This window comes from Mesorhizobium sp. C089B (genome assembly GCF_030323125.1).
Lineage (GTDB): Bacteria > Pseudomonadota > Alphaproteobacteria > Rhizobiales > Rhizobiaceae > Mesorhizobium.
In genome coordinates, this window is record NZ_CP100469.1 from 1232460 (window position 1) to 1256548 (window position 24089).

Consider the following 24089-nt stretch of genomic DNA (forward strand, 5'->3'; position numbering starts at 1 on the left):
TTGCGCCCGATATAGGCTTTGCGGTTCAAGTTTGAAATGGCGCCCGGCCTCGGCCGGCTCGGCTCAGAGATCGACGGGCGTCAGGAAGGCTTCGAGGTAGCCCGCGCCTTGCGCAGCCTCGGTGAGGGTGCCGTCGAAGCGCACGACCGCAAGGCCGGAGGTCGGGAAACCATGGTTCATGATGGTCCGAGCAGCCTCGTCGCCGTCGCCCGAGACCGCCATGGCAAGGTCTTCCGTCATCGGATTGTGGCCGATGACCAGCAGCGAGCCGGGGCCGCCATTGCTGCGGATGATGGCGAGGTAGCCGGCGGCATCCTCGCTGTAGAGCGTGTCGAAGAACAGCACCCGGCCGGTATCGGTGTGGCCGGCGATGCCTTCCAGCGTCTGGCGCGCCCGCTTGGCGTTGGAGCAGAGCGTGATATCGGGGATGTAGTTGCGGGCACGCATCGCAGTCCCCATCATTTCGGCATCGGCAATGCCGGATGCGTCGAGCGGGCGATCGAAGTCGCGCACGCCGGGAAGGGCCCAGCCAGCCTTCGCATGCCTCAACAGATACAGTCTGCTCACCGGACCCCAATGGTGTGCTGCCCACCAATGACACAACTGGATTAGCCACGAGAAAGGCCTGAGGCACAATGGGCGGCGACGCCCAAGCGCAGCGAATCATGTGCGAATTCGCCCGCGCCCTTGCTATGGAAGGCTTTGCTGAGGATCGCCCGCGCGGCATTAACAATTGCGTGAAACGCGCGCGGATTACGCTTGTGCAGCCTTCTCTGCGCGAATATATAGGCGCCAAATTTGGGGTTGTTGGGTGAGTCGAATGAACGATATCGTTACAGCCAATTACGTACCCTCTGAAGACGAGCCGTTCATGAACGAACGGCAGAAATCCTACTTTCGCCTGAAGCTCGTCACCTGGAAGACCGACATACTGCGCGAAGCGCGCGAAACCCTCGAAATCCTGCAGCAGGAAAACGCCAACCATCCCGATCTCGCCGATCGCGCTTCCTCGGAAACCGACCGCGCCATCGAGCTTCGGGCCCGCGACCGCCAGCGCAAGCTCATTTCAAAGATCGATTCGGCGCTGCAGCGCATCGATGAAGGCACATACGGCTATTGCGAGGAAACCGGCGAGCCGATCGCGCTGAAGCGGCTGGATGCGCGTCCGATCGCGACCTTGTCGATCGAAGCGCAGGAGCGCCACGAACGCCGCGAGAAGGTCTATCGCGACGATTGAGCCGCTGCCGTCAGGCAGGACTGTTTCATCAGAAATGGCCGGGTTTCCCGGCCATTTCTGTTTTTGGCCGAAGGGTTTAGTCCGCCCCCAAGTTAAAGCGCGTCGCGCTGAAACGGACGACACGCTTAAGCGGCGTTCGATCGGGAATCGGCAAGATGTGACGGTTCGCCGGGCTTTATCGTTTCTGGCTGGCGAGTTCGCCGAGCAGCTTGGTCATCTCGTCGTCGAGAGACTGCGGTGCCTTCGCAGCCGGCTTGCTTGCCGGTTTGGAGTGCGAATCGTCGAGCGAGACCTCGAGCTCCCGCATCAGGGTATCGTCGATGGACTCATGCTTCGGTGGCGGGGCCTGCCGGGCAGTATTGGCGGCGGAGCCATAGGCCGGCAGCGGTGTCACATTGCTCGCCTGGTAGATTTGAGCCGGTTTTGGCGCCGGTGCGGCCTGGCGCGGCGGAACGGCGGCTGGAGCAGCCCTTACCGGTTGCGGCGGTGGCGCCTGCCTTGCGGGCGCGGTGGGAGCGGGTTGTGCTGCGCGCGGCCGCGGCGCCTGTTGCTGCTGGCCAACACCGCCATCGCCGGTCAATGCCGGACGGCGTGGCGCTGCAAGTCTGATATCGCGCTCGACGACGACGTCGGTCGGGCCGCCGATCAAAAGCAGGTGTTCGATGTCGTCGCGACGGATGAGCACCAGCCGGCGGTGGCTGTCGACCGCCGTCGCGTCCATGACCGCCAGCCGTGTCTTGCGGTTCCTGCCGCCGGCAACGAAGGTGCCGAAGGTCAGGTTGCGGACCAGCCTGATGATGATGAGCACGATGACCAGCAGGACAAGCGCGGCAAACGTCCACAGCAGCGCTGCGGCATATCCGGGACCCGCCACATTATCCAGCCACTGCATCGGTGCCCCCAATCGGCTTTTGAAGTGGAGGGACACTAGACCGTTGCGGCCAGCCACCGCAAGTTGCCTTCACGCTTCGTGAACAGCTTGAAAACACCGACGCGTCATTTTTATCCGACATTTGCCGCCAAGGCCTTTTCCGGATTAGGAGAATGTGATTCAACCGGCCGGGGGCGGTGTCGGACAACTCACGAGCAGGGGGCATATGGCCAGGGAAACGCGAGGCGATTTCTATCCGGTACCGATCGTCGATCAGAACACGCGGCCAGGCGCGGTTACCCGGCTCATCGTGTTCATCATCGTCCTGACTGGGGCCGCGATCGTTTTCGGCATTTTCCGCGAGCGTCTTGGCGATCCGTTCCTGCTCGGCATGCTGGGCGTGCTTGCCATGATCGGCGTCGGCTTCCTGTTCGCCACGGCCATCGGCTTCGTGCAGATCGCGCCGCGTTCGACCGGGGACGAACTGTCGAAGGCCTTCGTCGATTCGATGTCGCAGGGCCTGATCGTCACCGACACCAAGGGCCGCGTCGTCTACGCCAACCGGGCCTACGCCGAGATGACCGGTGCTGCGTCGGCCGCCGATCTGAAGACGGTCGAAGGCCTGCTTTCCGATGTCCCCGAAGCTTCGGTGACCATATACCGGCTGGCCTCGGGCTTGCGCGATGGCCAGGCCGGCGACGGTGAGTTCCGGCTGGCACAGTCGATCAGGCCGGGCGCCGAACCCGGCGCGCGCTGGTACCGGGCGCGGGCCCGGACCTTCAGCGTTCCCGGTCAGCGCCTGCCGATGCTTGCCTGGCAACTCGCCGACATCTCGCAGGAACGGGCCGAGCAGGAGCGTTTCTTCCTCGACCTGCAAAAGGCTATCGACCATCTCGACCATGCGCCGGCCGGTTTCTTCTCGGCCGACCAGGAAGGCCGTGTCACCTACATCAACGCCACGCTCGCCGAATGGCTGGGCATCGATCTGGCGAGCTTCACCCCTGGCGCCGTGACACTCCCGGAAATCGTCGCCGGCGACGGCATGGCGCTGGTGCGCTCGGTCAAGGCCGATCCCGGCACCACCCGCAACGCCGTCATCGATCTCGATCTGACGACGACAACCGGCGAGGCGGTGCCGGTGCGCTTCATGCATCGGGTCTCGGCCAGCCGCGAGGGGACCAACGGTCCGACCCGCACCATTGTGCTCAACCGCACCCAGGGCGAGGACGCATCGGCCGACCTTCGGGCTTCGGAAGTGCGCTTCACCCGTTTCTTCAATTCGACGCCGATGGCCATTGCTGCCGTCGACAATGGCGGCCGCATCCTGCGCACCAACGCGCCGTTCCTGTCGCTGTTTTCCTCCGTCGTCGACGGCGACGCGGTTGACCGCCGCGTGCGGCTGGACACCGTGATCCATGAGCGCGACCGGCCGGCCTTTGCCGCCGCGTTCGAAAAGGCGCGGCTGAGGCAGGCCGACATCGAGCCGATCGACACGCTGCTGCCAGGCAATGAGGAGCGTCACATCCGCTTCTACGTCAACGCCGTCGCCGACGGCACCGGCGAGGGCGCCGAGGAATCGGCCATCGTCTATGCCGTCGAGACCACCGAGCAGAAGGCGCTCGAGGGCCAGATGGCGCAGAGCCAGAAGATGCAGGCGGTCGGACAGCTCGCCGGCGGCATCGCCCACGACTTCAACAATGTGCTGACCGCCATCATCATGGCGTCGGATCTTTTGCTGACCAATCACCGGCCGTCGGACCCGTCCTTCCCCGACATCATGAACATCAAGCAGAATGCCAACCGGGCGGCCTCGCTGGTGCGGCAGTTGCTCGCCTTCTCGCGCAAGCAGACATTGCGGCCGGAAGTGCTGAACCTGACCGACGTGCTTGCCGATCTCCGGATGCTGCTTGCCCGCCTGGTTGGCAACGAGATCAAGCTGAAGGTCGACCACGGCCGCGATTTGTGGCCGGTCAAGGTCGATATCGGCCAGTTCGAGCAGGTGGTGGTCAACCTGGCCGTCAACGCGCGCGACGCCATGCCGGCCGGCGGCGACCTCACCGTGCGCACCCGCAACGTCACCGCCGAACAATGCAAGAGCTTCTCCTACCGCGAGCTCACGCCTGCCGACTATGTCGTGGTCGAGGTCGAGGATAGCGGCTCGGGCATTGCGCCGGACGTGCTGAAGAAGATTTTTGAGCCGTTCTTCACCACCAAGGAAGTCGGCAAAGGCACCGGCCTTGGCCTGTCGATGGTCTATGGCATCATCAAGCAGACCGGCGGTTTCATCTTCTGCGATTCCGAAGTCGGCAAGGGTTCGACCTTCCGCATCTTCCTGCCGCGCCATATCGTGGAGGCGAAGAAGCCCGGCGACGTCAGCGAGGCGCCGGCTGCGCCGGTGAAAGCCGCCGACAGCGCCAAGGACCTGTCGGGCTCGGCCACTGTGCTCCTCGTCGAGGACGAAGACGCCGTGCGCATGGGCGGCTCGCGGGCGCTGACCTCGCGCGGCTATACCGTCCATGAGGCCTCCTCGGGCGTCGAGGCGCTGGAAGTCTTCGAGGCGCTCGGCGGCAAAGTCGATATCGTCGTGTCCGACGTGGTGATGCCGGAAATGGACGGACCGACGCTGCTCGGCGAACTGCGCAAGCGCCAGCCCGACATCAAGTTCGTCTTCGTGTCCGGCTATGCGGAAGACGCTTTCGCCAGAAACCTGCCGCCGGACGCGCAATTCGGCTTCCTGCCGAAGCCGTTCTCCCTCAAGCAGCTGGCCACCGTGGTCAAGGATGTGTTGGAGTCTTAGGGCGCCCTAATTCAAAGCTTGCGCAATGACGTGACGCTGCCATGATTGCAGGCGAAACGGGCGGCGGGTATTGGGGAGCATGTCGTGACGCCGCACAACGAGGCTGCCAGGGGCGACTATGCCGCAACGGTGCTGTTACCGGGCGATCCGCAACGCGCCGAGTGGATGGCAAAGACATTTCTTGAGGCACCGCGCTGCGTCAACCGCCGCCGGGGCGCACTCGGCTTCACTGGTCTCTATCGCGGCCGTCCCATCAGCATCCAGGCCACCGGCATCGGTGTCCCGTCTTTCCTGGTCTATGTGCATGAACTCCTGGATGTTCACGGCGTCAAAACGCTGATCCGCACAGGTACCTGCGGCGGCCTGACACCCCGCGTGCCGCTGCGCTCCTTGGTGATCTCGCAGTCGGTGCGCGCCGAAAGCGACCAAAGCGGCCAGGTCTTCGGCCTCTACGATGCTGCCGCCGGGCCCGATCCCGGCCTGTTCGCCCACGCTTTGGCCTGCGCCGCCCAGCTCGGCATCGACCACCAGGCCGGGCTGACCATCTGCAGCGATGTCTTCTACCACCCTGAAGGGCGCGACCGCTTTGCCGAAGCGCAGGCGCTTGGCGCTCTCGCTGTCGATATGGAAACCAGCGCACTCTACCGAATCGCGGCGCATTTCGGCGCCCGCGCGCTGTCGCTGCTGACCGTCGTCGACAACATCGTGACCGGCGAACAGACTGCCTATTCCGAACGTCAGGCGCTGTTCACCGATATGGCGCGGCTCGGGCTCGACGTTGCGGCGGAAGGCTAGCTTCCTCAGGCCGCTTCGCGCTTCGGCGTCAGCTCATCCATGTCTGGCCGGTGACCGCGCAGATAGAGCGCGCAGGTGGTACGCAGCATCGACGCGAAGTTGGGAATGGCGCCGTTGATCTCGATCGCCTCGTCATAGAGTTTTGAGATGAACTTCGGCGTCGTCAGGCCCTGGCTGTCGGCAATTTCGTCAAGCAGCGCCCAGAACGTTCCTTCAAGCTGGATACTCGTAGAGTGACCGTCGATGCGGATCGACCGGTTGATCTGTCGATAGCCTTCCGGATCCTGCCCGGCAAAAACCCTGCACATCCTTACCTCCCGATATTGTTGGTTTTGGGCGCAGCGTGTCGCGCCTTCAAGTTGTGGTTGTCCCTGCATGTTCGGCCTTGTGGGCCGAATCGGCAATCGGACTTTCGTCTTTAGGCGCAGGCATAGCAGCGATTGCAAATTTAGCCGTGGTAACCGGCTGCCACCACCTTTCGCGCGTGTCGCCCATAATCGCCTCCAACATGCAGCGGCGGAGACTGATTTGGCGAAGGCAATCCATTCCATGATCCGGGTTCTCCAAGAGGCCAGATCCGTCGATTTCTACAGAAACGCTTTCGGGCTCGACGTCGCCGACAGGCTGGATTTCGAGACATTCACGCTGATTTACCTTGCCAACGCCGAAACGGGGTTCGAGCTCGAACTCACCGTGAACAAGGGCCGCACCGAGCCTTATGGGCTTGGCGACGGTTACGGCCATCTGGCGGTCTCGGTGTCCGATCTCGACAGCGAACACGACCGGATCGGCGCGCTCGGCCTCAACCCCAAGAAGATCGTCGAATTCAACCGCGACGGATCGCTGATCGCCCGCTTTTTCTTCATCGAGGACCCCGACGGCTACAAGATCGAGGTTCTGCAGCGTGGAGGGCGCTTCCAGTAGGGGATTATCAGCCGCATTCAGCCGCGCGGCGCCAGCAACGGCGCTGTTCAAGGGCGCAAACAGCAAGCAGGGAGGAACAAATGGTCACGATCTATGACGCGAGGCTCTCACGTCGTGAACTTCTCAAACGCGGCGGCATCGGCGCGTTGCTCGTCATTTCCGGCAGCGCCGTCATCAGCCCTGAAAATGCCTGGGGGCTCGAGACATCGGCGCTCAAGCCCGAAACCATGGCGACGCTGATCCAGATGGCGCGCGACATCTATCCGCACGATCAGGTGCCCGACAAATACTACGCCATCGCCGTAAAAGGGCATGACGAGCAGGCCGGCAAGGACGCTGCCTACAAGGCGATGATCGAAGACGGCATCGCCGACCTCGACAAGAAGTCGGGCGAGGGCGGCTATCGCGGCCTCGGCTGGGAGGAGCAGCGCGTTGCCGTGCTACAGCAGATCGAGGCGACGCCGTTCTTCCAGTCCATCCGCGGCGGCCTCGTCGTCAGCCTCTACAACCAGCAGGAGGTGTGGCCGATCTTCGGCTACGAGGGCGAATCCTACTCCAAGGGCGGCTACATCGCGCGCGGTTTCGACGACATAGAGTGGCTCTGAGCCCTTCCGTCGTTCTGAAACCCGGCAAACAGGAATTCATGGGAGGAAACCATGGCAGCTTCATTTGATCTCAACAACGACGGCGTGGTCGTGATCATCGGCTCCGGCGCCGGCGGCGGCACGCTCGGCAACGAACTCGCCCAGAAAGGCGTCGATGTCGTCATCCTCGAGGCCGGCGCGCGCCACGAATACGAGGATTTCATCAATGACGAGTGGGGTTCCTTCAGCCAACTCGCCTGGACGGACAAGCGCACAACCTCAGGCGACTGGCGGGTGTCGAAGGATTTCCCCAATTTGCCGGCCTGGATCGTCAAATCGGTCGGCGGCTCGACCACGCACTGGGCCGGCGCCTCGCTGCGCTTCCAGGAGCATGAGTTCAAGACGCTCTCGACCTACGGCAAGCTGGAAGGCGCCAACCTGCTGGACTGGCCGGTCACATTGGCCGAGATGGAGCCTTACTACGCCAAGGCGGAAGCCAAGATGGGCGTCACCGGCACCAATGGCTGGCCGCGGCTGCCCGGCAACAACAACTTCAAGGTGCTCAAGGCCGGCGCCGACAAGCTCGGCTATAAGGAATGTCATACCGGCAACATGGCAATCAATTCGGTCGAGCGGGACGACCGCAACTCCTGCCAACAGACCGGCTTCTGCTTCCAGGGCTGCAAATGGGGCGCCAAATGGTCGACGCTCTACACCGAGATTCCCAAGGGTGAGGCGACCGGCCATCTCGAGGTCCGGCCAAACGCCATGGCGATCAAGATCAACCATGACGCTAGCGGAAAAGTGACCGGCGTCGTCTATGCCGACAAGGACGGCAAGCTGCAGGAGCAGAAGGCCCGCATCGTTGCCGTCGCCGGCAACTCGATCGAAAGCCCGCGCCTGCTGCTGAACTCCGAGTCAGCGAAGTTTCCGCAAGGGCTTGCCAATTCGTCGGGGCAGGTCGGCAAGAACTACATGCGCCACACCACCGGTTCGGTCTACGCCATTTTCGACCAACCGGTGCGAATGTATCGCGGCACCACCATGGCCGGCATTATCCGCGACGAGGCGCGGCACGATCCCTCACGCGGCTTTGTCGGCGGCTATGAATTCGAGACGCTGTCGCTCGGCTTGCCCTTCATGGCCGCCTTCCTCAATCCCGGCGGCTGGGGCCGTTCCTTCACCACCGCGCTCGACCACTATGATCACATGGCTGGCCTGTGGATCGTCGGCGAGGACATGCCGCGCGCGGAAAACCGCGTCACGCTGCACAAGGACGAGAAGGACGCGCACGGCATGCCGATCGCCGACGTGCATTTCGATGATCATCCCAACGACACGGCGATGCGCAACCATGCCTACAAGCAGGCCACAGCGCTTTACGATGCGGTCGGCGCGACGCGCTCCTTCCCGACGCCGCCCTATCCCTCAACCCACAATCTCGGCACCAACCGGATGAGCGAAAAGGCGGAAGACGGCGTCGTCAACAAGCACGGCCAGGCGCACGACATCAAGAACCTGTTCGTGTCGGACGGCAGCCAGTTCACGACCGGTGCGGCTGAAAATCCGACGCTGACGATCGTGTCGCTGGCTATCCGCCAGGCCGAATACATCGCTTCGCAAATGTCGGCCAAGACGATCTGAGCCGTCCTCCCGGATCGCTACGCGGAACGCGCATGGCGCGTTCCGCCTTTTTCACTAGGACTCACTATGCGCCGACCGGCTGTCCGTCCCTGCGGCGGATGGCGACGACGGAAGGTCGCGGCAACTGGCCGTCTTTGAAATCGGGCCATAGCGTCTGCGCCTTGTCGAGCGTCTCGGCATCTTCCGCAGGGTGCTGCACCGACAGGAACAAAGTCGAGCCGTCCGGCGTGAAGCACGGGCCGGTCGCTTCGGCGCCGTGCGGGCAGGTGAACAGCAGCTTCGGCAGGCCGCGCGCCGCACCTTCGGTGTCGACGCCATAGACGCCGTCCGGCAGGTCGAAATCATTGGCGCCGTCCGTCGCCACCCACAGCCGCCCGGCCGGATCGAAGGTGATGTTGTCGGGGCAGACGAACCAGCCATTGTCCGACGTATCCGGATGGAAGGTGGCGCCGACCTTGGCATCCCTGGGATTGCCGCAGAGCACGAACAGGTCCCAGGCATAGTTTTCGGCCGTGTGGTCGGCGTCCGCGCCGCGGCCGCCGGGCGGGATCAGTTCGACAATATGGCCCCAGAGATTTTCCGGCCGCGTGTTGGCCGGATTGACCTTTGACTGGTCGCGCTTCTTGTTCTTGGTCATCACCGCATAGACGCGGCCGGTCACCGGATTGGTCTCGATGTCCTCGGGCCGGTCCATCGGCGTGGCGCCGAGCGCATCTGCCGCAAACCGCGTCTTCAACAGCACCTCGGCCTGGTCGGCAAAACCGTTCTCGACGGTAAGCTTGCCCTGGCCGTGCACCAACGGCAGCCACGTCATCGAGCCATCGGCATCGAAGCGGGCGACCGACAGCACGCCATGGTCGAGCAGATCGGCGCCGGAGGCCGGGTTGGCCTTGTCATAGGCCTTGGCCGAGACGAAGCGGTACATATATTCGAAATAGTCGTCGTCACCCATATAGACGACAACGCGGCCGTCCTTGTTGAGGACCACGGTCGAGGCCTCATGCGACATGCGGCCAAGTGCCGTGCGCTTCACCGGCCTGGACTGAGGATCGTAAGGGTCGATCTCGATCACCCAGTCGAAGCGGTTGGCCTCGTTCGGTTCCTTGTCGAGGTTGAAGCGGTCATGGAAGCGGCCGCGGCCATAGATGTCGGAGCCGTCGAAGCCGTAACGGTCGAGCAGGTCGGCAGTCGGCGCCTTTTTCGGGTCGCCGCCGAAAATGTCGGACACGCCTTCCTCGCAGGTCAGCACCGTACCCCAGGGGGTGAAACCGCCGCTGCAATTATAGCTGGTGCCGAGCACTTTCGTGCCAGTCGGGTCGGCCGAAGTTTTCATCAGCGCATGGCCGGCAACCGGTCCGGAAACGGTCATTTCGGTGTTGGCGGTGATGCGGCGGTTGAGCGGGCTGTCCGCCACGCTTGCCCACTTGCCGTCCTTCAATTGCACCTCGACGATCGAATGGCCCATCGCGGCCATCCCGAGATCGACCTGTTCCTTGGTCATCGTCTTGCCGGCATCGCCCTCGGTCATCCCCGGAAACATCACATTGGGCGAGATGTATTCGTTGTTGACGCAGAGCAGGCCATGATCGGAATTCACCGTGCCCTTGGGCAGCGGCATGAAGGCGATGTAGTCGCAATTGTAGCCGAAGCGCTTTTCCTGTTCCTCCGCCGCGACCTTGTTGCCGTCGAATTCGGCGAGGCCGGCTGCAAGCGGGTCGCCCCAGCGCGCGACGATGGTCGTCTCATAGCCTTCGGCGGCGGCATGGGTCTTGCCGTAGACCCGTTTGAGCTCGGGAAAGCCGAGCGTCGACTGCGCTGCGGCGGCATGCGTTTCGCCGGCAAACAAGGAGCCGACAAAGCTGCCGCCGGCAATCAGCGCGCCGGAGGCGAGGCTGCCTTTCAAAAGAGACCGGCGCGAGACGCGCTCGGCAATGATTTCGCGGATGACGGGGGAGGATGAAGACGGTGCATTGGCCATGGTGTCTGCCTCTCAGGGTGGATGTTACGGCGCACCGTTGCCCCTAGTCTGCTTAGGCAACATTCACATGACATAAGAGGAAGGTTTTGCCGCAACTGGGCGCGGCACTACGCATCGCTCAGCCCTTGGTGCAGGTCGAGGCGGTGAAGGCGCCGTCGGGCTGCTTCAGAATGATGTCGAATGACGGGGCGGTCTCGCCGTCCAGTGTTGCCTGTGTCATGGAGACGGAGTTGCCACCGGTGGTATAGCCGCCCAGCGGCCCGAGCCAGGTTATCTCGCCATTGGCATTCATCTGATAGTTGTAGCCTTGCGTCGCGGTGCCGAATGTCACCGGGCCGGTATAGACATTGCCCTTGATGGTGATGTCGCCGAGGTTGAGGAAGGCGCCGAGCAGGTAGACCTCGCAATGATAGGTGCCGTCCGGAAGCTTGCCCTCGCTGAAATCGGCGCGCGCGGCGCCGCTCGTTGCCATCAGCAGCAGGATGCCGGAAATGCGTGAGATGCGAGATGTCATGACGTCTCTCTTTTGAAGGGCGAGCTTGCCCTATTTTTGCGCGGTGCCGCAACATTGTTCGCCCGGAAACCACGGCCGGAGATCAAAAACTAGGCATTTGTCTCAATTGGGCGAAAATTAGGCATAAGTCGTGTGCGCTGCGCAAATTTGCCTCAATCAATTTTTACCGGCTGCCTTTGTTGTCTCTCCAGGCTAATATACCAACCGGCTGATAACGCTCGGCTATTACATCTTTATGAGCGGCGCCTTCGCGTTTGGCACGGCAGTTGCTTTGCATTGTCGCGGTGCAATCAAACAGCTTGGGAGTCTTCGGTATGAGGGGTAATTTCTCCACAATAACAAAAATGTTTTCGGCGGGCGTGATCGCCGCCGGCCTGTCGATGTCGTCTCCGGCCAAGGCCGCCGAAGACACGATCAAGGTCGGCATTCTGCATTCGCTATCGGGGACCATGGCGATTTCGGAGACGACGCTGAAAGACGCCATGCTGATGCTCATCGAAGAGCAGAATGCCAAGGGCGGTCTGCTCGGCAAGAAGCTCGAGGCGGTCGTTGTCGATCCGGCCTCCAACTGGCCGCTCTTTGCCGAAAAGGCGCGCGAGCTGATCTCGAAGGACAAGGTCGCCGCCGTGTTCGGCTGCTGGACCTCGGTGTCGCGCAAATCGGTGTTGCCGGTGTTCTCGGAACTCGACAACATCCTGTTCTACCCCGTCCAGTATGAGGGCGAGGAAAGCGAGCGCAACGTGTTCTACACCGGCGCCGCCCCGAACCAGCAGGCGATTCCTGCCGTCGATTATCTCATGAGCGAGGACGGTGGCTCGGTGAAGCGCTGGGTGCTGGAAGGCACCGACTACGTCTATCCCCGAACCACCAACAAAATCCTCGAGGCCTATCTGAAGGCCAAGGGCGTCGCCGCCGAAGACATCATGGTCAACTACACGCCGTTCGGCTTCTCCGACTGGCAGACCGAAGTCTCCGCAATCAAGAAATTCGGCTCGGCCGGCAAGAAGACCGCCGTCGTCTCGACCGTCAATGGCGACGCCAACGTTCCGTTCTACAAGGAACTCGGCAACCAGGGCATCAAGGCCGAGGACATCCCGGTCATGGCCTTTTCGGTCGGTGAGGAAGAACTGGCCGGTCTCGATACCGCGCCGCTGGTCGGCCATCTCGCTGCCTGGAACTATTTCGAGAGCGTCGACACACCCGAAAACAAGAAGTTCATCGCCGACTGGCACAAGTTCATCAAGAATGACAAGCGCACCACCAACGACCCGATGGAAGCTCACTATATCGGCTTCAACATGTGGGTGAAGGCGGTCGAAAAGGCCGGCACCACCGATCCCGACAAGGTCATCGACGCCATGGTCGGCGTGTCCGTGCCGAACCTCACCGGCGGCTATTCGACCATGATGCCGAACCATCACATCACCAAGCCGGTGCTGATCGGCGAGATCCAGGCCGACGGCCAGTTCGAGACCGTGTCGCAGACGCCCGGCCTCGTGATGGGCGACGAATGGTCCGACTATCTGCCCGATTCCAAGGACCTGATTTCGGATTGGCGCGCGCCTCTGTCCTGCGGCAACTTCAACGTTGCCACCGGCAAATGCGGCGGCAAGGGCACGAACTGATCCCTCCCGGGACTGACCGATCGTGGACGCGTCCACGATCGGTACCGCCAAGCATCCGGGCGCTTCAGCCCGCCCGGACGCCAAATTCCACCCTCCCGGAAAGTATCTGAACGGATGATCCTGTTGCGCACTCTCGGCCTCATGCTGGTGTTCCTGGTGGCAAGCCTATTGCCGTCGAACGCAGCCGAAGCCGATCTGCGCGCCATCGTCGCCAAATTCGCCACGGGCACGGGCTTTGCCGCCACTGAGGCTGTTGTGCGCGAACTTGCCGCCACCGGCGATCCGCTGGTTGAACGGCCGCTTGCAGCCCTCGCCGAAGGCAATCTCTACATTCGTAAAGCCGATTCAGCCGTCTTCGTCGGCAGTGAGGCCGCCGACAGCGTCACGCTGCTCGACCCGCTGAGCGGCGAGAAAGCCGGCGACGCCGCCAAGGCCGACATCACCAAGATCAAGGTCAACAACACGCTGCGCCGTGTCATCCGAGATGCGCTGGGAACGCTGACGTTGCGCGCGAAAGATCCTTCTGTCCGCATCGCCGCCGCCGACACCATGTTCAAGACCCCCGATGCCGCCAATATCGAGCCGCTCGATGCAGCCATCGCCGCCGAGACCGACGCCAAGGTCAAGGCATTGTTCGAACAGGCGCGCGCGGCATCGGTGCTGGTCTCCGATAAGCCGGAGGCCGACAAGCTTGCCGCCATTGCCCTGATCGGCGCGCGCGGCGACCGCGACGCGGTCTCGCTGCTCACCGCGGTCCAGGCCAATGCGCAAGGCGCGGTCAAGGATGCCGCGACGGCGGCAATCGCCAGCATCAATTCGAGCCTGGCGCTGTGGGATGCCGGCCAGAACATATGGTACGGCATCTCGCTTGGCTCGGTGCTGCTGCTGGCCGCCATCGGCCTCGCCATCACCTTCGGCGTCATGGGCGTCATCAACATGGCGCATGGCGAGATGGTGATGCTCGGCGCCTACACCACCTTCGTCGTCCAACAGGTGATCCGAACCTCATTCCCCGGCCTGTTCGACTGGTCGCTGGTGATCGCGCTGCCGCTCGCCTTCCTGGTTGCCGCTTCCGTCGGCCTGATCATCGAGCGCGGCGTCATCCGTTTCCTCTACGGCCGGCCGCTGGAAACGCTGCTCGCAACCTGGGGCGTCTCGCTTGTCCTGCAGCAGGCGGTGCGCTCGATCTTCGGACCGACCAACCAGGAGGTCGGCAACCCCTCCTGGATGTCGGGATCGTTCGATGTCGGCCAACTCGCCGTCACCTGGAACCGCCTCTGGATCCTGGTCTTCGCGCTCACCGTCTTCGGCGTGCTGCTCTTTGTTATGAAGCGCACGCCCTGGGGCCTTCAGATGCGCGCCGTCACCGCCAACCGCCGCATGGCCGCCTCGATGGGCATCAGGACGCCTTGGGTCGATGCGCTGACCTTTGCGCTCGGCTCCGGCATTGCCGGCATTGCCGGCGTCGCGCTCAGCCAGATCGACAATGTCTCGCCCAATCTCGGCCGCGGCTACATCATCGACAGCTTCATGGTCGTGGTCTTCGGCGGCGTCGGCAATCTCTGGGGCACTCTGGTCGGCGCCTTCTCGCTCGGCATCGTCAACAAGGTTCTCGAACCCTATGCCGGCGCCGTGCTCGGCAAGATCGTCGTGCTGGTGCTGATCATCCTGTTCATCCAGAAGCGTCCGCGCGGCCTGTTCGCACTCAAGGGCAGGGCGGTGGAAACATGATCACGGGACGCTTCTTCGCCGCGGGTGCCGACCGTCGCATCGCCATCACCATTTTCATCCTGCTGGCGGCCGCCCTTATCGTGCCGCTGCTCAACCTCGCAGTGTCGCCGCAAAGCGCGTTCTATATTCCGTCCTACATCGTTGCGTTGACGGGCAAGTACCTCTGCTATGCATTGCTTGCCTTGGCGCTCGATCTCGTCTGGGGCTATTGTGGCATCCTCTCGCTCGGCCATGGCGCCTTCTTTGCCCTCGGCGGCTATGCGATGGGCATGTACCTCATGCGCCAGATCGGCTCGCGCGGCGTCTATGGCAATCCGATCCTGCCCGATTTCATGGTGTTCCTGAACTACAAGGAATTGCCCTGGTTCTGGACCGGTTTCGACCATTTCTGGTTCGCCGCCATCATGGTGCTGGCGGTGCCCGGCCTGCTCGCCTTCGTCTTCGGCTGGTTCGCCTTCCGCAGCCGCGTCACCGGCGTCTATCTCTCCATCATCACCCAGGCGATGACCTACGCGCTGCTGCTTGCCTTCTTCCGCAACGACATGGGTTTCGGCGGCAACAACGGCTTGACCGATTTCAAGGATATTCTGGGCTTCAACGTGCAGGCCGACGCCACCCGCTCGGCCCTGTTTGCCGCCAGCGCCATCATACTCGCGCTCGCCGTCTTCATCACCTGGGCGATCGTCGGCTCCAAATACGGCAAGCTGCTGATGGCGGTGCGCGACGCCGAGAGCCGCACCCGCTTTCTCGGCTGGCGGGCGGAGAACGTGAAGCTGTTTGCCTTCACCGTCTCGGCGGTCATGGCCGGCATCGCCGGCGCGCTCTATGTGCCGCAGGTCGGCATCATCAATCCCGGCGAATTCGAGCCGTCCAATTCCATCGAAGTCGTGATCTGGGCAGCCGTCGGTGGGCGCGGCACCATTGTCGGCCCGATCGTCGGCGCGCTGCTGGTCAATGCCGGCAAATCCTGGTTCACCGGCCTGCTGCCGGAGTTCTGGCTGTTTGCGCTCGGCGGCCTGTTCGTCGCCGTAACCCTGTTCCTGCCCAAGGGCATCGTCGGCATGTGGGATTCCTGGCCCGGTAACGCTCGGGCGATGCGGGCTGCAGTGATTGCAGAGGAAGCGGGCACAGACCCTGATGCCGCGCCGCCATTGAAGATCGTGCGCAGCGCAGCAACAACGCCCGGTGCCTGGTCCGCGTCCGGGCCTGAACCGCAGCCGGCGGAATAGAGCGATGTCGAAGTCCAACACCATCCTCTATCTCGACGGCGTCTCGGTCTCCTTCGACGGTTTCCGCGCCATCAACAATCTGTCGCTGGTGCTCGACAAGGGCGAGATGCGCGCCATCATCGGTCCCAACGGCGCCGGCAAGACGACGATGATGGACATCGTCACCGGCAAGACCCGGCCCGACGAGGGCGAAGTGTTCTTCGACGGCCAGGTCGATCTGACCCGGCACGACGAGGCGGAGATCGCCATGATGGGCATCGGCCGCAAATTCCAGAAGCCGACCGTCTTCGAAAGCCACAGCGTCGAAGACAATCTGATGCTGGCGCTGAAGGGCCCGCGCTCGATCTTTCCGGCGCTGTTCCATCGCCGCTCGGCCGCCGAAGCCAGACAGATCGACGACATCCTCGGCATCATCCGGCTGGGCGACAAGCGCCACGATCTGGCAGCCAATCTCAGCCATGGCCAGAAACAGTGGCTGGAGATCGGCATGCTGCTGGCGCAGGACCCGAAGCTGCTTTTGGTTGACGAGCCGGTCGCAGGGATGACCGATGCCGAGACCGAGGAAACCGCGCGGCTGCTCAAGGACATAGCGCGCGACCATTCGGTCATCGTCGTCGAGCACGACATGCATTTCGTGCGCGAACTCGGCGTCAAGGTCACCTGCCTGCATGAGGGCTCGGTGCTGTCGGAAGGCTCGCTCGATTTCGTCTCGGCCGACGAGCGGGTCGTCGAAGTTTATCTCGGGAGATGAGCATGGTCTGGCGGGTGCAATTCCATCGCTTCGACTTTTCGTTCCTCCGCTTCTGGAGAAGGCGCTGACATGCTCGAAGTTTCCATCGCCACGCTCCATTACGGCGCTGCTCAGGCGTTGCGCGGTGTGTCGCTGACGGCGGGTGCCGGCAAGATCACCTGCGTGCTCGGCCGCAACGGCGTCGGCAAGACCAGTTTGATGAGATCGATCGTCGGCCACCACCGGCTGACGAGCGGAAGCGTTGCCTTCGAGGGGAAGGCGCTCGACCGGAGCGCGGCGTATGATCGCGCCCGGTCGGGCATCGCATTCGTACCGCAGGGCAGGGAGATCTTTCCGCTGCTGACGGTGCGCGAAAACCTGGAGTCCGGCTTTGCGCCGTTGAAGCGCGCCGACCGCAACGTGCCGGCGCATGTCTTCGAACTGTTTCCGGTGCTGAAGCAGATGCTGGGGCGGCGCGGCGGCGATCTCTCAGGCGGCCAGCAGCAGCAGCTCGCCATCGGCCGGGCGCTCGTCATGCGGCCGAAACTGCTGGTGCTCGACGAGCCGACCGAAGGCATCCAGCCCTCGATCATCAAGGACATCGGCCGCGCCATCCACTATTTGCGCGATCAGGCCGGCATTGCGGTGCTTCTGGTCGAGCAATATCTCGATTTCTGCCGCGAGCTCGCCGACGAGGTCAACATCATGGACCGCGGCCAGATCGTCCACACCGGCCCGGCCGAAGATCTCGACCGGGCGGACGTCAGGAAGTTTCTGACGGTTTAACGCAGGTCGACGGCTGCACGGATCGTACACGTCGAAGATTGGCTGAAATGCCCACAATCACTTCGTCATTCTAGGGCGGAGCCAAGGAGCGGAGCGACGCGCGCAGACCCTAGAATCCATGCCGCGACATCAGCCAAAGAGTGCCGCGATGCAGAACAAGATCGCTTCTGCGGCACATTGGCATTCCACATTCTGCACCGTTAATGACGCTTCTTCATCCCGGCATGGATCCCTGGGTCTTCGCTCCGCTTCGCGTCGCTACGCCCAAGGATGATGAAGTCGCGAAGGTCCGCACCCGTTGCGTCGGACTTTCGTCCGAGGCCGCCACACTCTGGCACGCCGAATACTGCATGCTAGTCTTTCCTAGGCCTCGGTGAGTCGGCCGCTTCCGTATCAGTCTGGTTCTGTAGCAGATCGAGGGAATATGCTGGCTCAGCCTGCAAGTTCCACGCAAGCAAGCCACCCTAGCTTCCCTCGCAGTTCTGATTGTCGGTCAATGCGTTCAGATAATCTTGCCAGGAGAATAGGGCTATGGAACGGTTCGTCGAGGACCACCAGAAACGACGGCTGACAGAGCGTGTCGACATCATTACCGCCATCAACATTCTGCGCTCGCAAGGCTACCAGCAGGATGAGCTGATCGGCGAAATCACCAAGGTTTTCTACGTCGACCTCGACACTTACAACGAGATCGTCATAGCGGCCTAAAAACGCCTCGCGCCTGAACGGCCTCATGCGACGCGCTTTAGGTTGTTGTTTTACGTGTGGTGAGGTTCAGGCCCGCTGAATATCAGCCAGCCTACCCGGCGCGCCGGAAGGCGAGCACACGATTGCGGCCGCCGCGCTTGGCGCCGTAAAGCGCCTTGTCGGCGGCGCTGAGCACCTTGTCGAATTTGGTGCCGCCCTCGCTGCCGAAGGCGTAGCCGGCGCTGACCGTGCAGGAGAGCAGGCGGGTCTCGGTATCGATCCGGCGCATGGCAAAACTGGCCCGGATGCGCTCTGCTATGAATTCCACCTTTTCAGGCAAGGTGCGATCGAGCACCAATGCAAATTCCTCTCCGCCCATGCGCGCGGCGACATCGCCTGGCTGGAGATTGGCGGTCAAATCCTTGGCGAATAGTTTCAGCACCTCGTCGCCGGTGGCATGGCCGAACTCGTCATTTATGGCCTTGAAGCCGTCGAGGTCGAACACGATCACGGCGGTGAAGGACCGGACCGGTGTTTTGCCGTGCAGGTCGAACAAAGCGCGCCGGTTGAGCAGTCCGGTCAGCGGATCGGTCAGCGCTTCGCGGCGATGATGCTGCGCCAGGCGTCCCTGGTTAAGCGCCAGCGAGAGCGCGCCGATGCCGGTCATGCAGGCGATGACGACGATGAGGCTGAAATCCTCGGCCCAGTTGCTCGGCGCATGGCCAAGCACCAGCCTGCCATCCCAGACAAGTGCACCGGAGCACAGCACGAAGGAAATTGCGGTGGCGGTGTAGAGCCCTGCAATGCCGAGGATCGGGGCCGGGAATTCCGTACGACCCTTCCAGTATTCATAGGCCGTCGCAAACAAAAGCAGCGCGGCGAAGGCATTCTCCAGCATGAAGCCCAGCCCGTCATAGCCAAGCGCCATCGGCGGCAAGGCGACTGCCAGCGAGACGCCGGCGCCGACAGCTATGCGCGGCAATGGCGAGCGGCCGGTCGTGAACTGATGGGCCGCGCCCAGCATGGTCGCGAAGCCGAGCAGCAGGAACGTGAAGCTGGCGAGGCCGAGCAGGCGTCCGGGCGCGTCGATATAGGCCTGGTAGGCGAAGACGTCGGCGACGATCAGAAGCACGCTGACCGCCCAGGTCAGCAGGAATTTTTCCGAGCGCGCGGTAAGCCAAATGCCGAACAGCGTCAGGCCGAGGCAAGCGGCGGAAAACCCGACAGCCAACAGAAGGGAACTGTAGTCGAGCGACATGCCCTCGTCCTTGCGCGCGGCGGCCGGCCTCTAGAAAGGACCCGCACCGGATTATGCAGGATGGAGGTATCGATAAGGTTACGATGCGCATAAGCTATCACGCTTCGGTTCATCGTAGCAATTCTGGGTTGAAACCCTTTTCAAGGGAAAGCGCTGACCGCTTTCCCGGGAAAACCGTTCCACACTTTTCCTGGAATTGCTCCTAATGCATGTCGCCCAGAAGTGTGCCGCGGTTCTGGGACAACGGCATGCATCAAGACAAAGACTTAAATCGCGGCGTATGAATCCGTTTCAGCGCGACGCGCTTTAACCGATCAGCTCACCCGCTTCATCAGCGCCATGGCGCCGAACGGCGCGCGCACCTTGCCCTCGGTGATGAAGTAGACGAACACATCGCGCGGTTTCACCGGCGCGTCGAAAGTCGGATCGGCGCGCCGCAGATCGGCCGGCTGCTTGCCTTGCGCCCAGGTCTTCACCCGCGCTGCCCATTCGTCCAGGCCATTCGGCGTATAGCAATCCGGATTGTCGTCGCTGCCGGTCTGCAGCCGCGCATAGATAAAATCGCCGGTGATGTCGGCGATACCAGGATATTTGGCATGGTCGGCATAGACGATTGCCGCCTTGTATTTGCGCGCCAGGCCCACAAATTCCGGCACGCTGAAACTGTCGTTGCGCACTTCCAGCGCATGGCGCAGCGCCACGCCATCCTGCTTTTCCGGCAGCAGCTTCAGGAAGGCCTCGAAATCGTCGGCGTCGAACTTTTTCGTCGGCGCGAACTGCCACAGGATCGGGCCCAGCTTGTCGCCCAGCGCGGCAATGCCGGAGCCGAGGAAGCGCGTCATGGACTCGCCGGCTTCGCCAAGCACGCGGCGGTTGGTGACGAAGCGATTGCCCTTCAGCGAATAGACGAAACCGTCCGGCGCCTCGCCCGCCCATTTGACGAAGGTCGGCTCCTTGAAGCTGGAATAGTAGGTGCCGTTGACCTCGATGCTCGGTACCTGGCGGGTGGCGTAACTCAGCTGTTTGGCCTTGGAAAGCTTGTCCGGGTAGAAGGACGTATCCCAGGGTTCGAAAGTCCAGCCGCCCATCCCGGCGCGGATTGTTCCTTGGCTGATCATCGTCTTCCTCCCAGTTCTAAAAATGCGGTCAGGCTATTTTTCCAACCGGTTTGATCATGTCGACCGCGGTCCATCCGGGACGGTGGGGATTGGCTCGGCGGCCCATTTCGTGGAAGCCATAGGCCGTATAGATCTCGATGTTCCGCTCCATGCGCGAATTGGTGTAGAGCCGCACCTCCGGCACACCCCATAGCCGCGCCTGTTCCTGGGCGAAGTCGAGCAGCGCGGTGCCGAGTTTCCTGCCCTGGAAAGCGGGGGAGACCGCGACGCTGAAGATCATCGCATGATCGGGATGGCGCTCAATAACGATCAGCCCGGCGAGTTCCGCGCCGCTCTCCAAGAGCCAGACCTCGCCACGCTCGATGCGTGGCGCATAGTCCTCGGTGACTGGGAGCGGCGGCGCGCCTAACAAGGGCGTGTAGTGCTCATAGGCGGTCTGCGTCAGCGAGACGACTGCGTCGAGATCACCGGCAAGCGCCTGTCGGACTGTCATTCAAAGCTCTCCAGGCGCCCGACCGGTCTGTCAGTTACTCCGCCGCTTCGCGCTTGCCTCCGGGCCGCCGCTCCAAAAGCTCCTTCAGGAACTGGCCGGTGTAGCTGCGCTTTTCGCGCACGATGGCTTCCGGTGTGCCCTGTGCCACCAGTTCGCCACCGCCATCGCCGCCTTCGGGGCCGAGGTCGAGCACCCAGTCGGCGGTCTTGATGACTTCGAGATTGTGCTCGATGACCACCACCGTGTTGCCCTGGTCGACCAGTTCGTGAAGCACTTCCAGCAACTTGGCGACGTCGTGGAAGTGCAGGCCGGTGGTCGGCTCGTCGAGGATGTAGAGCGTCTTGCCGGTCGCCTTGCGCGACAATTCCTTGGCGAGCTTGATGCGCTGCGCCTCGCCGCCCGACAGCGTCGTCGCCTGCTGGCCGATATGGATGTAGCCGAGGCCGACCTGCTTCAGCGTCTCCAGCTTGTCGCGCACCCCGGGCACGGCGGCAAAGAAATCGACGCCTTCCTCGACCGTCATGTCCAGGACGTCCGCGATCGACTTGCCCTTGAACACGACATCCAGCGTCTCGCGGTTGTAGCGCTTGCCGTGGCAGACGTCGCACGTGACGTAGACGTCGGGCAGGAAGTGCATCTCGATCTTGATGACGCCGTCGCCCTGGCAGGCCTCGCAGCGGCCGCCCTTCACGTTGAAGGAGAAGCGGCCCGGCTGATAGCCGCGGGCCTTGGCCTCGGGCAACCCGGCGAACCAGTCGCGGATCGGTGTGAAGGCGCCGGTGTAGGTGGCCGGGTTCGAACGCGGTGTGCGGCCGATCGGCGACTGGTCGATGTCGATGACCTTGTCGAGGAATTCGAGGCCCTCGATGCGGTCGTGATCGGCCGGATGCTCGCGCGAGCCCATGATGCGGCGCGACGCCGCCTTGAACAAAGTCTCGATCAGGAAGGTCGATTTGCCGCCGCCAGACACGCCGGTGACGGCGGTGAAGGTGCCGAGCGGGATTTCGGCAGTGACGTTCTTGAGATTGTTGCCGCGCGCGCCGACGATCTTCAGCCGGCGGTTCTTCTTGGCCTCGCGCCTGACACCGGGCGTGGCGACTTCGAGCGCGCCCGACAGATATTTACCGGTGATCGAGTTGGGATTGGCCATCACCTGCTGCGGCGTGCCCTGGGCGATGATCTCGCCGCCATGAATGCCGGCGGCCGGACCCATGTCTACGACATAATCGGCATGCAGGATGGCGTCCTCGTCATGCTCGACGACGATCACCGTGTTGCCGATGTCGCGCAGATGCTTGAGCGTGTCGAGCAGGCGGGCATTGTCGCGCTGGTGCAGGCCGATCGACGGCTCGTCCAGCACATAGAGCACGCCGGTGAGGCCGGAGCCGATCTGCGACGCCAGCCTTATGCGCTGGCTCTCGCCGCCCGACAGCGTGCCGGAATTGCGCGACAGCGTCAGATAGTCGAGGCCGACATCGTTGAGGAAGCGCAGGCGGTCACGGATTTCCTTGAGAACGCGCACCGCGATCTCGTTCTGCTGGTCGTTGAGATGTGGCGGCAGTTCGGTGAACCACTGGTCGGCCTTGCGGATCGACAGCTCTGTGACTTCGCCGATATGCTTGCCGGCGATCTTCACCGCCAGCGCTTCCGGCTTCAGCCGGTATCCCTTGCAGACCGGGCAGGGCGTCGCCGACATGAAGCGCTCGATCTCCTCGCGCATCCAGGCGGATTCGGTTTCCTTCCACCGCCGTTCGAGATTGGGAATGACGCCCTCGAACGTCTTGGTGGTCTTGTAGGAGCGCAGGCCGTCATCATATTGGAAGGTGACCTCGCGCTCGCCGGTGCCGCGCAGGACGGCTTCCTTGGCCTCTTCGGTCAGGTCTTTGAACTTGTCGCCGAGCTTGAAGCCGTATGCCTTGCCCAGCGCTTCCAGCGTCTGCGCATAATAGGGCGAGGTCGATTTCGCCCACGGGCTGACGGCGCCGTCGCGCAGCGAGACGTTTTCGTCCGGCACGATCAGGCTGGCGTCGATGGCGCGCTGATTGCCGAGGCCGTCGCAGGTCGGGCAGGCGCCGAACGGGTTGTTGAACGAGAACAGCCTGGGCTCGATCTCCGGAATGGTGAAGCCGGAAACCGGGCAGGCGAATTTTTCCGAGAACAGGATGCGCTCATGCGTCTCGTTCTTCGATTTGTTGACCGAGTCCTCGCCGGTCTGGCTGGCGTCGAGCGGCCGGTCGGCGAACTCGGCCACCGCCAGCCCTTCGGCGAGCTTCAGCGCCGTTTCGATGGAATCGGCAAGCCGTGTCGCCAGGTCGCCGCGCACGACGATGCGGTCGACGACGACGTCGATGTCGTGCTTGTACTTCTTGTCCAACGCCGGCACATCGGCGATCTCATAGAAGACGCCGTCGACCTTGACGCGCTGAAAGCCCTTCTTCTGCAGCTCCAGCAGTTCCTTGCGATACTCGCCCTTGCGGCCGCGCACGATCGGCGCCAGCAGGAAAAGGCGCGTGCCTTCCTCGACCGCCAGCACCCGGTCGACCATCTGTGAAACCGTCTGGCTCTCGATCGGCAGGCCGGTCGCCGGCGAATAGGGGATGCCGACGCGCGCGAACAGCAAGCGCATGTAGTCGTAGATCTCGGTGACGGTGCCGACCGTCGAACGCGGGTTCTTCGACGTGGTCTTCTGCTCGATCGAGATGGCCGGCGACAGGCCGTCGATCTGGTCGACATCCGGCTTCTGCATCATTTCGAGGAACTGGCGCGCATAAGCCGACAGGCTCTCGACGTAACGGCGCTGGCCCTCGGCATAGATGGTGTCGAAAGCAAGCGACGATTTGCCGGAGCCCGACAGGCCGGTCATGACGATCAGGCTGTCACGCGGCAGGTCGAGATCGACATTCTTTAGGTTGTGTTCGCGTGCCCCGCGAATGGAAAGGTATTTATGGTCGGCCATCGCCGGTCGCCGCCTCAGGTCTGGTGTCAGTGGGATCGGCGGGTTTTCCCGGCCATTCCCTATGTAGGTATTTTTGCCGCCAAGTCGAGAGACGCCACACTTCTCGACCAAAGCCGTTTAACCGTCTTTCGC

General features: G+C 62.8%; 22 protein-coding genes. 13 read left to right on the forward strand and 9 right to left on the reverse strand.

From position 1 onward, the window contains the following. Positions 1 to 63 precede the first annotated feature (63 nt). Positions 64 to 567, reverse strand: coding sequence for a SixA phosphatase family protein (locus NLY44_RS06295; RefSeq protein WP_023806026.1), 504 nt, complete (start codon positions 565 to 567; stop codon positions 64 to 66). Between the two features lie 68 nt (positions 568 to 635). Here NLY44_RS06295 and NLY44_RS06300 point away from each other — a divergent pair, with 68 nt between their 5' ends. Together NLY44_RS06300 and dksA are read left to right on the forward strand one after the other, a co-directional pair. Continuing rightward, on the forward strand, positions 636 to 815 hold the full coding sequence (locus NLY44_RS06300; RefSeq protein WP_023696495.1) for a hypothetical protein: 180 nt from the start codon (positions 636 to 638) through the stop codon (positions 813 to 815). Between the two features lie 5 nt (positions 816 to 820). Then, entirely contained in the window at positions 821 to 1237 is a 417-nt protein-coding gene (dksA, locus tag NLY44_RS06305) for an RNA polymerase-binding protein DksA (protein ID WP_023673491.1), read from the forward strand. 175 nt (positions 1238 to 1412) lie between these two features. Here the strand turns inward: dksA and NLY44_RS06310 are convergent, their stop codons facing one another. Next, positions 1413 to 2129: a flagellar biosynthetic protein FliO gene (locus NLY44_RS06310; protein WP_023806027.1), complete on the reverse strand. Its 717-nt coding sequence runs from the start codon at positions 2127 to 2129 to the stop codon at positions 1413 to 1415. 205 nt (positions 2130 to 2334) lie between these two features. Here NLY44_RS06310 and cckA point away from each other — a divergent pair, with 205 nt between their 5' ends. Next, positions 2335 to 4905, forward strand: coding sequence for a cell cycle histidine kinase CckA (cckA, locus tag NLY44_RS06315; RefSeq protein ID WP_023688649.1), 2571 nt, complete (start codon positions 2335 to 2337; stop codon positions 4903 to 4905). Between the two features lie 84 nt (positions 4906 to 4989). After that, positions 4990 to 5700 carry a purine-nucleoside phosphorylase gene (locus tag NLY44_RS06320; protein WP_023736554.1) on the forward strand — a complete coding sequence of 237 codons (711 nt, stop codon included), beginning with the start codon at positions 4990 to 4992 and terminating at the stop codon, positions 5698 to 5700. 5 nt (positions 5701 to 5705) lie between these two features. On the opposite strand, the gene NLY44_RS06325 is transcribed toward NLY44_RS06320, so the two are convergent. Then, positions 5706 to 6008: a ribbon-helix-helix domain-containing protein gene (locus tag NLY44_RS06325; protein ID WP_023670924.1), complete on the reverse strand. Its 303-nt coding sequence runs from the start codon at positions 6006 to 6008 to the stop codon at positions 5706 to 5708. A 220-nt stretch (positions 6009 to 6228) separates the two neighbouring features. Here NLY44_RS06325 and NLY44_RS06330 point away from each other — a divergent pair, with 220 nt between their 5' ends. The 3 genes from NLY44_RS06330 to NLY44_RS06340 all read left to right on the forward strand — a co-directional run bounded on the left by NLY44_RS06330 (position 6229) and on the right by NLY44_RS06340 (position 8852). After that, on the forward strand, positions 6229 to 6624 hold the full coding sequence (locus tag NLY44_RS06330; protein ID WP_023684616.1) for a VOC family protein: 396 nt from the start codon (positions 6229 to 6231) through the stop codon (positions 6622 to 6624). Between the two features lie 80 nt (positions 6625 to 6704). Beyond that, complete coding sequence (locus tag NLY44_RS06335; protein ID WP_023712396.1) at positions 6705 to 7229, forward strand: twin-arginine translocation pathway signal; 525 nt, start codon at positions 6705 to 6707, stop codon at positions 7227 to 7229. A 51-nt stretch (positions 7230 to 7280) separates the two neighbouring features. Next, positions 7281 to 8852: a GMC family oxidoreductase gene (locus NLY44_RS06340; RefSeq protein ID WP_023684618.1), complete on the forward strand. Its 1572-nt coding sequence runs from the start codon at positions 7281 to 7283 to the stop codon at positions 8850 to 8852. A gap of 64 nt (positions 8853 to 8916) precedes the next feature. Here the strand turns inward: NLY44_RS06340 and NLY44_RS06345 are convergent, their stop codons facing one another. Both NLY44_RS06345 and NLY44_RS06350 read right to left on the reverse strand, forming a co-directional pair. After that, the gene (locus NLY44_RS06345) at positions 8917 to 10830 is read right to left on the reverse strand and encodes a PhoX family protein (RefSeq protein ID WP_031356138.1); all 1914 of its coding nucleotides are present in this window, start codon (positions 10828 to 10830) and stop codon (positions 8917 to 8919) included. Positions 10831 to 10948: 118 nt separating this feature from the next. Next, the gene (locus tag NLY44_RS06350; protein WP_023706180.1) at positions 10949 to 11344 is read right to left on the reverse strand and encodes a hypothetical protein; all 396 of its coding nucleotides are present in this window, start codon (positions 11342 to 11344) and stop codon (positions 10949 to 10951) included. Positions 11345 to 11658: 314 nt separating this feature from the next. Between NLY44_RS06350 and urtA the strand changes: the two genes are divergently transcribed. The 6 genes from urtA (at position 11659) to NLY44_RS06380 (ending at position 18153) form a co-directional block, all read left to right on the forward strand. Then, positions 11659 to 12969: an urea ABC transporter substrate-binding protein gene (gene urtA / locus NLY44_RS06355; RefSeq protein WP_023684621.1), complete on the forward strand. Its 1311-nt coding sequence runs from the start codon at positions 11659 to 11661 to the stop codon at positions 12967 to 12969. A gap of 114 nt (positions 12970 to 13083) precedes the next feature. Then, entirely contained in the window at positions 13084 to 14700 is a 1617-nt protein-coding gene (gene urtB / locus NLY44_RS06360) for an urea ABC transporter permease subunit UrtB (RefSeq protein ID WP_023806030.1), read from the forward strand. Further along, on the forward strand, positions 14697 to 15929 hold the full coding sequence (urtC, locus tag NLY44_RS06365; protein WP_023806031.1) for an urea ABC transporter permease subunit UrtC: 1233 nt from the start codon (positions 14697 to 14699) through the stop codon (positions 15927 to 15929). Before urtB ends, urtC begins: the two co-directional genes overlap by 4 nt. A gap of 4 nt (positions 15930 to 15933) precedes the next feature. Further along, a complete protein-coding gene (urtD, locus tag NLY44_RS06370) occupies positions 15934 to 16680 on the forward strand; it encodes an urea ABC transporter ATP-binding protein UrtD (protein ID WP_023696501.1) in 747 nt (248 codons plus the stop codon). 69 nt (positions 16681 to 16749) lie between these two features. Beyond that, positions 16750 to 17445 carry an urea ABC transporter ATP-binding subunit UrtE gene (urtE, locus tag NLY44_RS06375; RefSeq protein WP_023806032.1) on the forward strand — a complete coding sequence of 232 codons (696 nt, stop codon included), beginning with the start codon at positions 16750 to 16752 and terminating at the stop codon, positions 17443 to 17445. A gap of 531 nt (positions 17446 to 17976) precedes the next feature. After that, the gene (locus NLY44_RS06380; protein ID WP_023670936.1) at positions 17977 to 18153 is read left to right on the forward strand and encodes a hypothetical protein; all 177 of its coding nucleotides are present in this window, start codon (positions 17977 to 17979) and stop codon (positions 18151 to 18153) included. A 91-nt stretch (positions 18154 to 18244) separates the two neighbouring features. Here NLY44_RS06380 and NLY44_RS06385 read toward each other — a convergent pair whose 3' ends face one another. The 4 genes from NLY44_RS06385 to uvrA form a co-directional block, all read right to left on the reverse strand. Then, positions 18245 to 19390: a GGDEF domain-containing protein gene (locus NLY44_RS06385; protein WP_023670937.1), complete on the reverse strand. Its 1146-nt coding sequence runs from the start codon at positions 19388 to 19390 to the stop codon at positions 18245 to 18247. A 314-nt stretch (positions 19391 to 19704) separates the two neighbouring features. Then, a complete protein-coding gene (locus tag NLY44_RS06390) occupies positions 19705 to 20508 on the reverse strand; it encodes a DUF72 domain-containing protein (RefSeq protein WP_023693383.1) in 804 nt (267 codons plus the stop codon). A 28-nt stretch (positions 20509 to 20536) separates the two neighbouring features. Then, positions 20537 to 21001 carry a GNAT family N-acetyltransferase gene (locus NLY44_RS06395; RefSeq protein ID WP_023806033.1) on the reverse strand — a complete coding sequence of 155 codons (465 nt, stop codon included), beginning with the start codon at positions 20999 to 21001 and terminating at the stop codon, positions 20537 to 20539. A 34-nt stretch (positions 21002 to 21035) separates the two neighbouring features. Then, positions 21036 to 23957: an excinuclease ABC subunit UvrA gene (gene uvrA / locus NLY44_RS06400; RefSeq protein WP_023736557.1), complete on the reverse strand. Its 2922-nt coding sequence runs from the start codon at positions 23955 to 23957 to the stop codon at positions 21036 to 21038. Between the last annotated feature and the right edge of the window lie 132 nt (positions 23958 to 24089).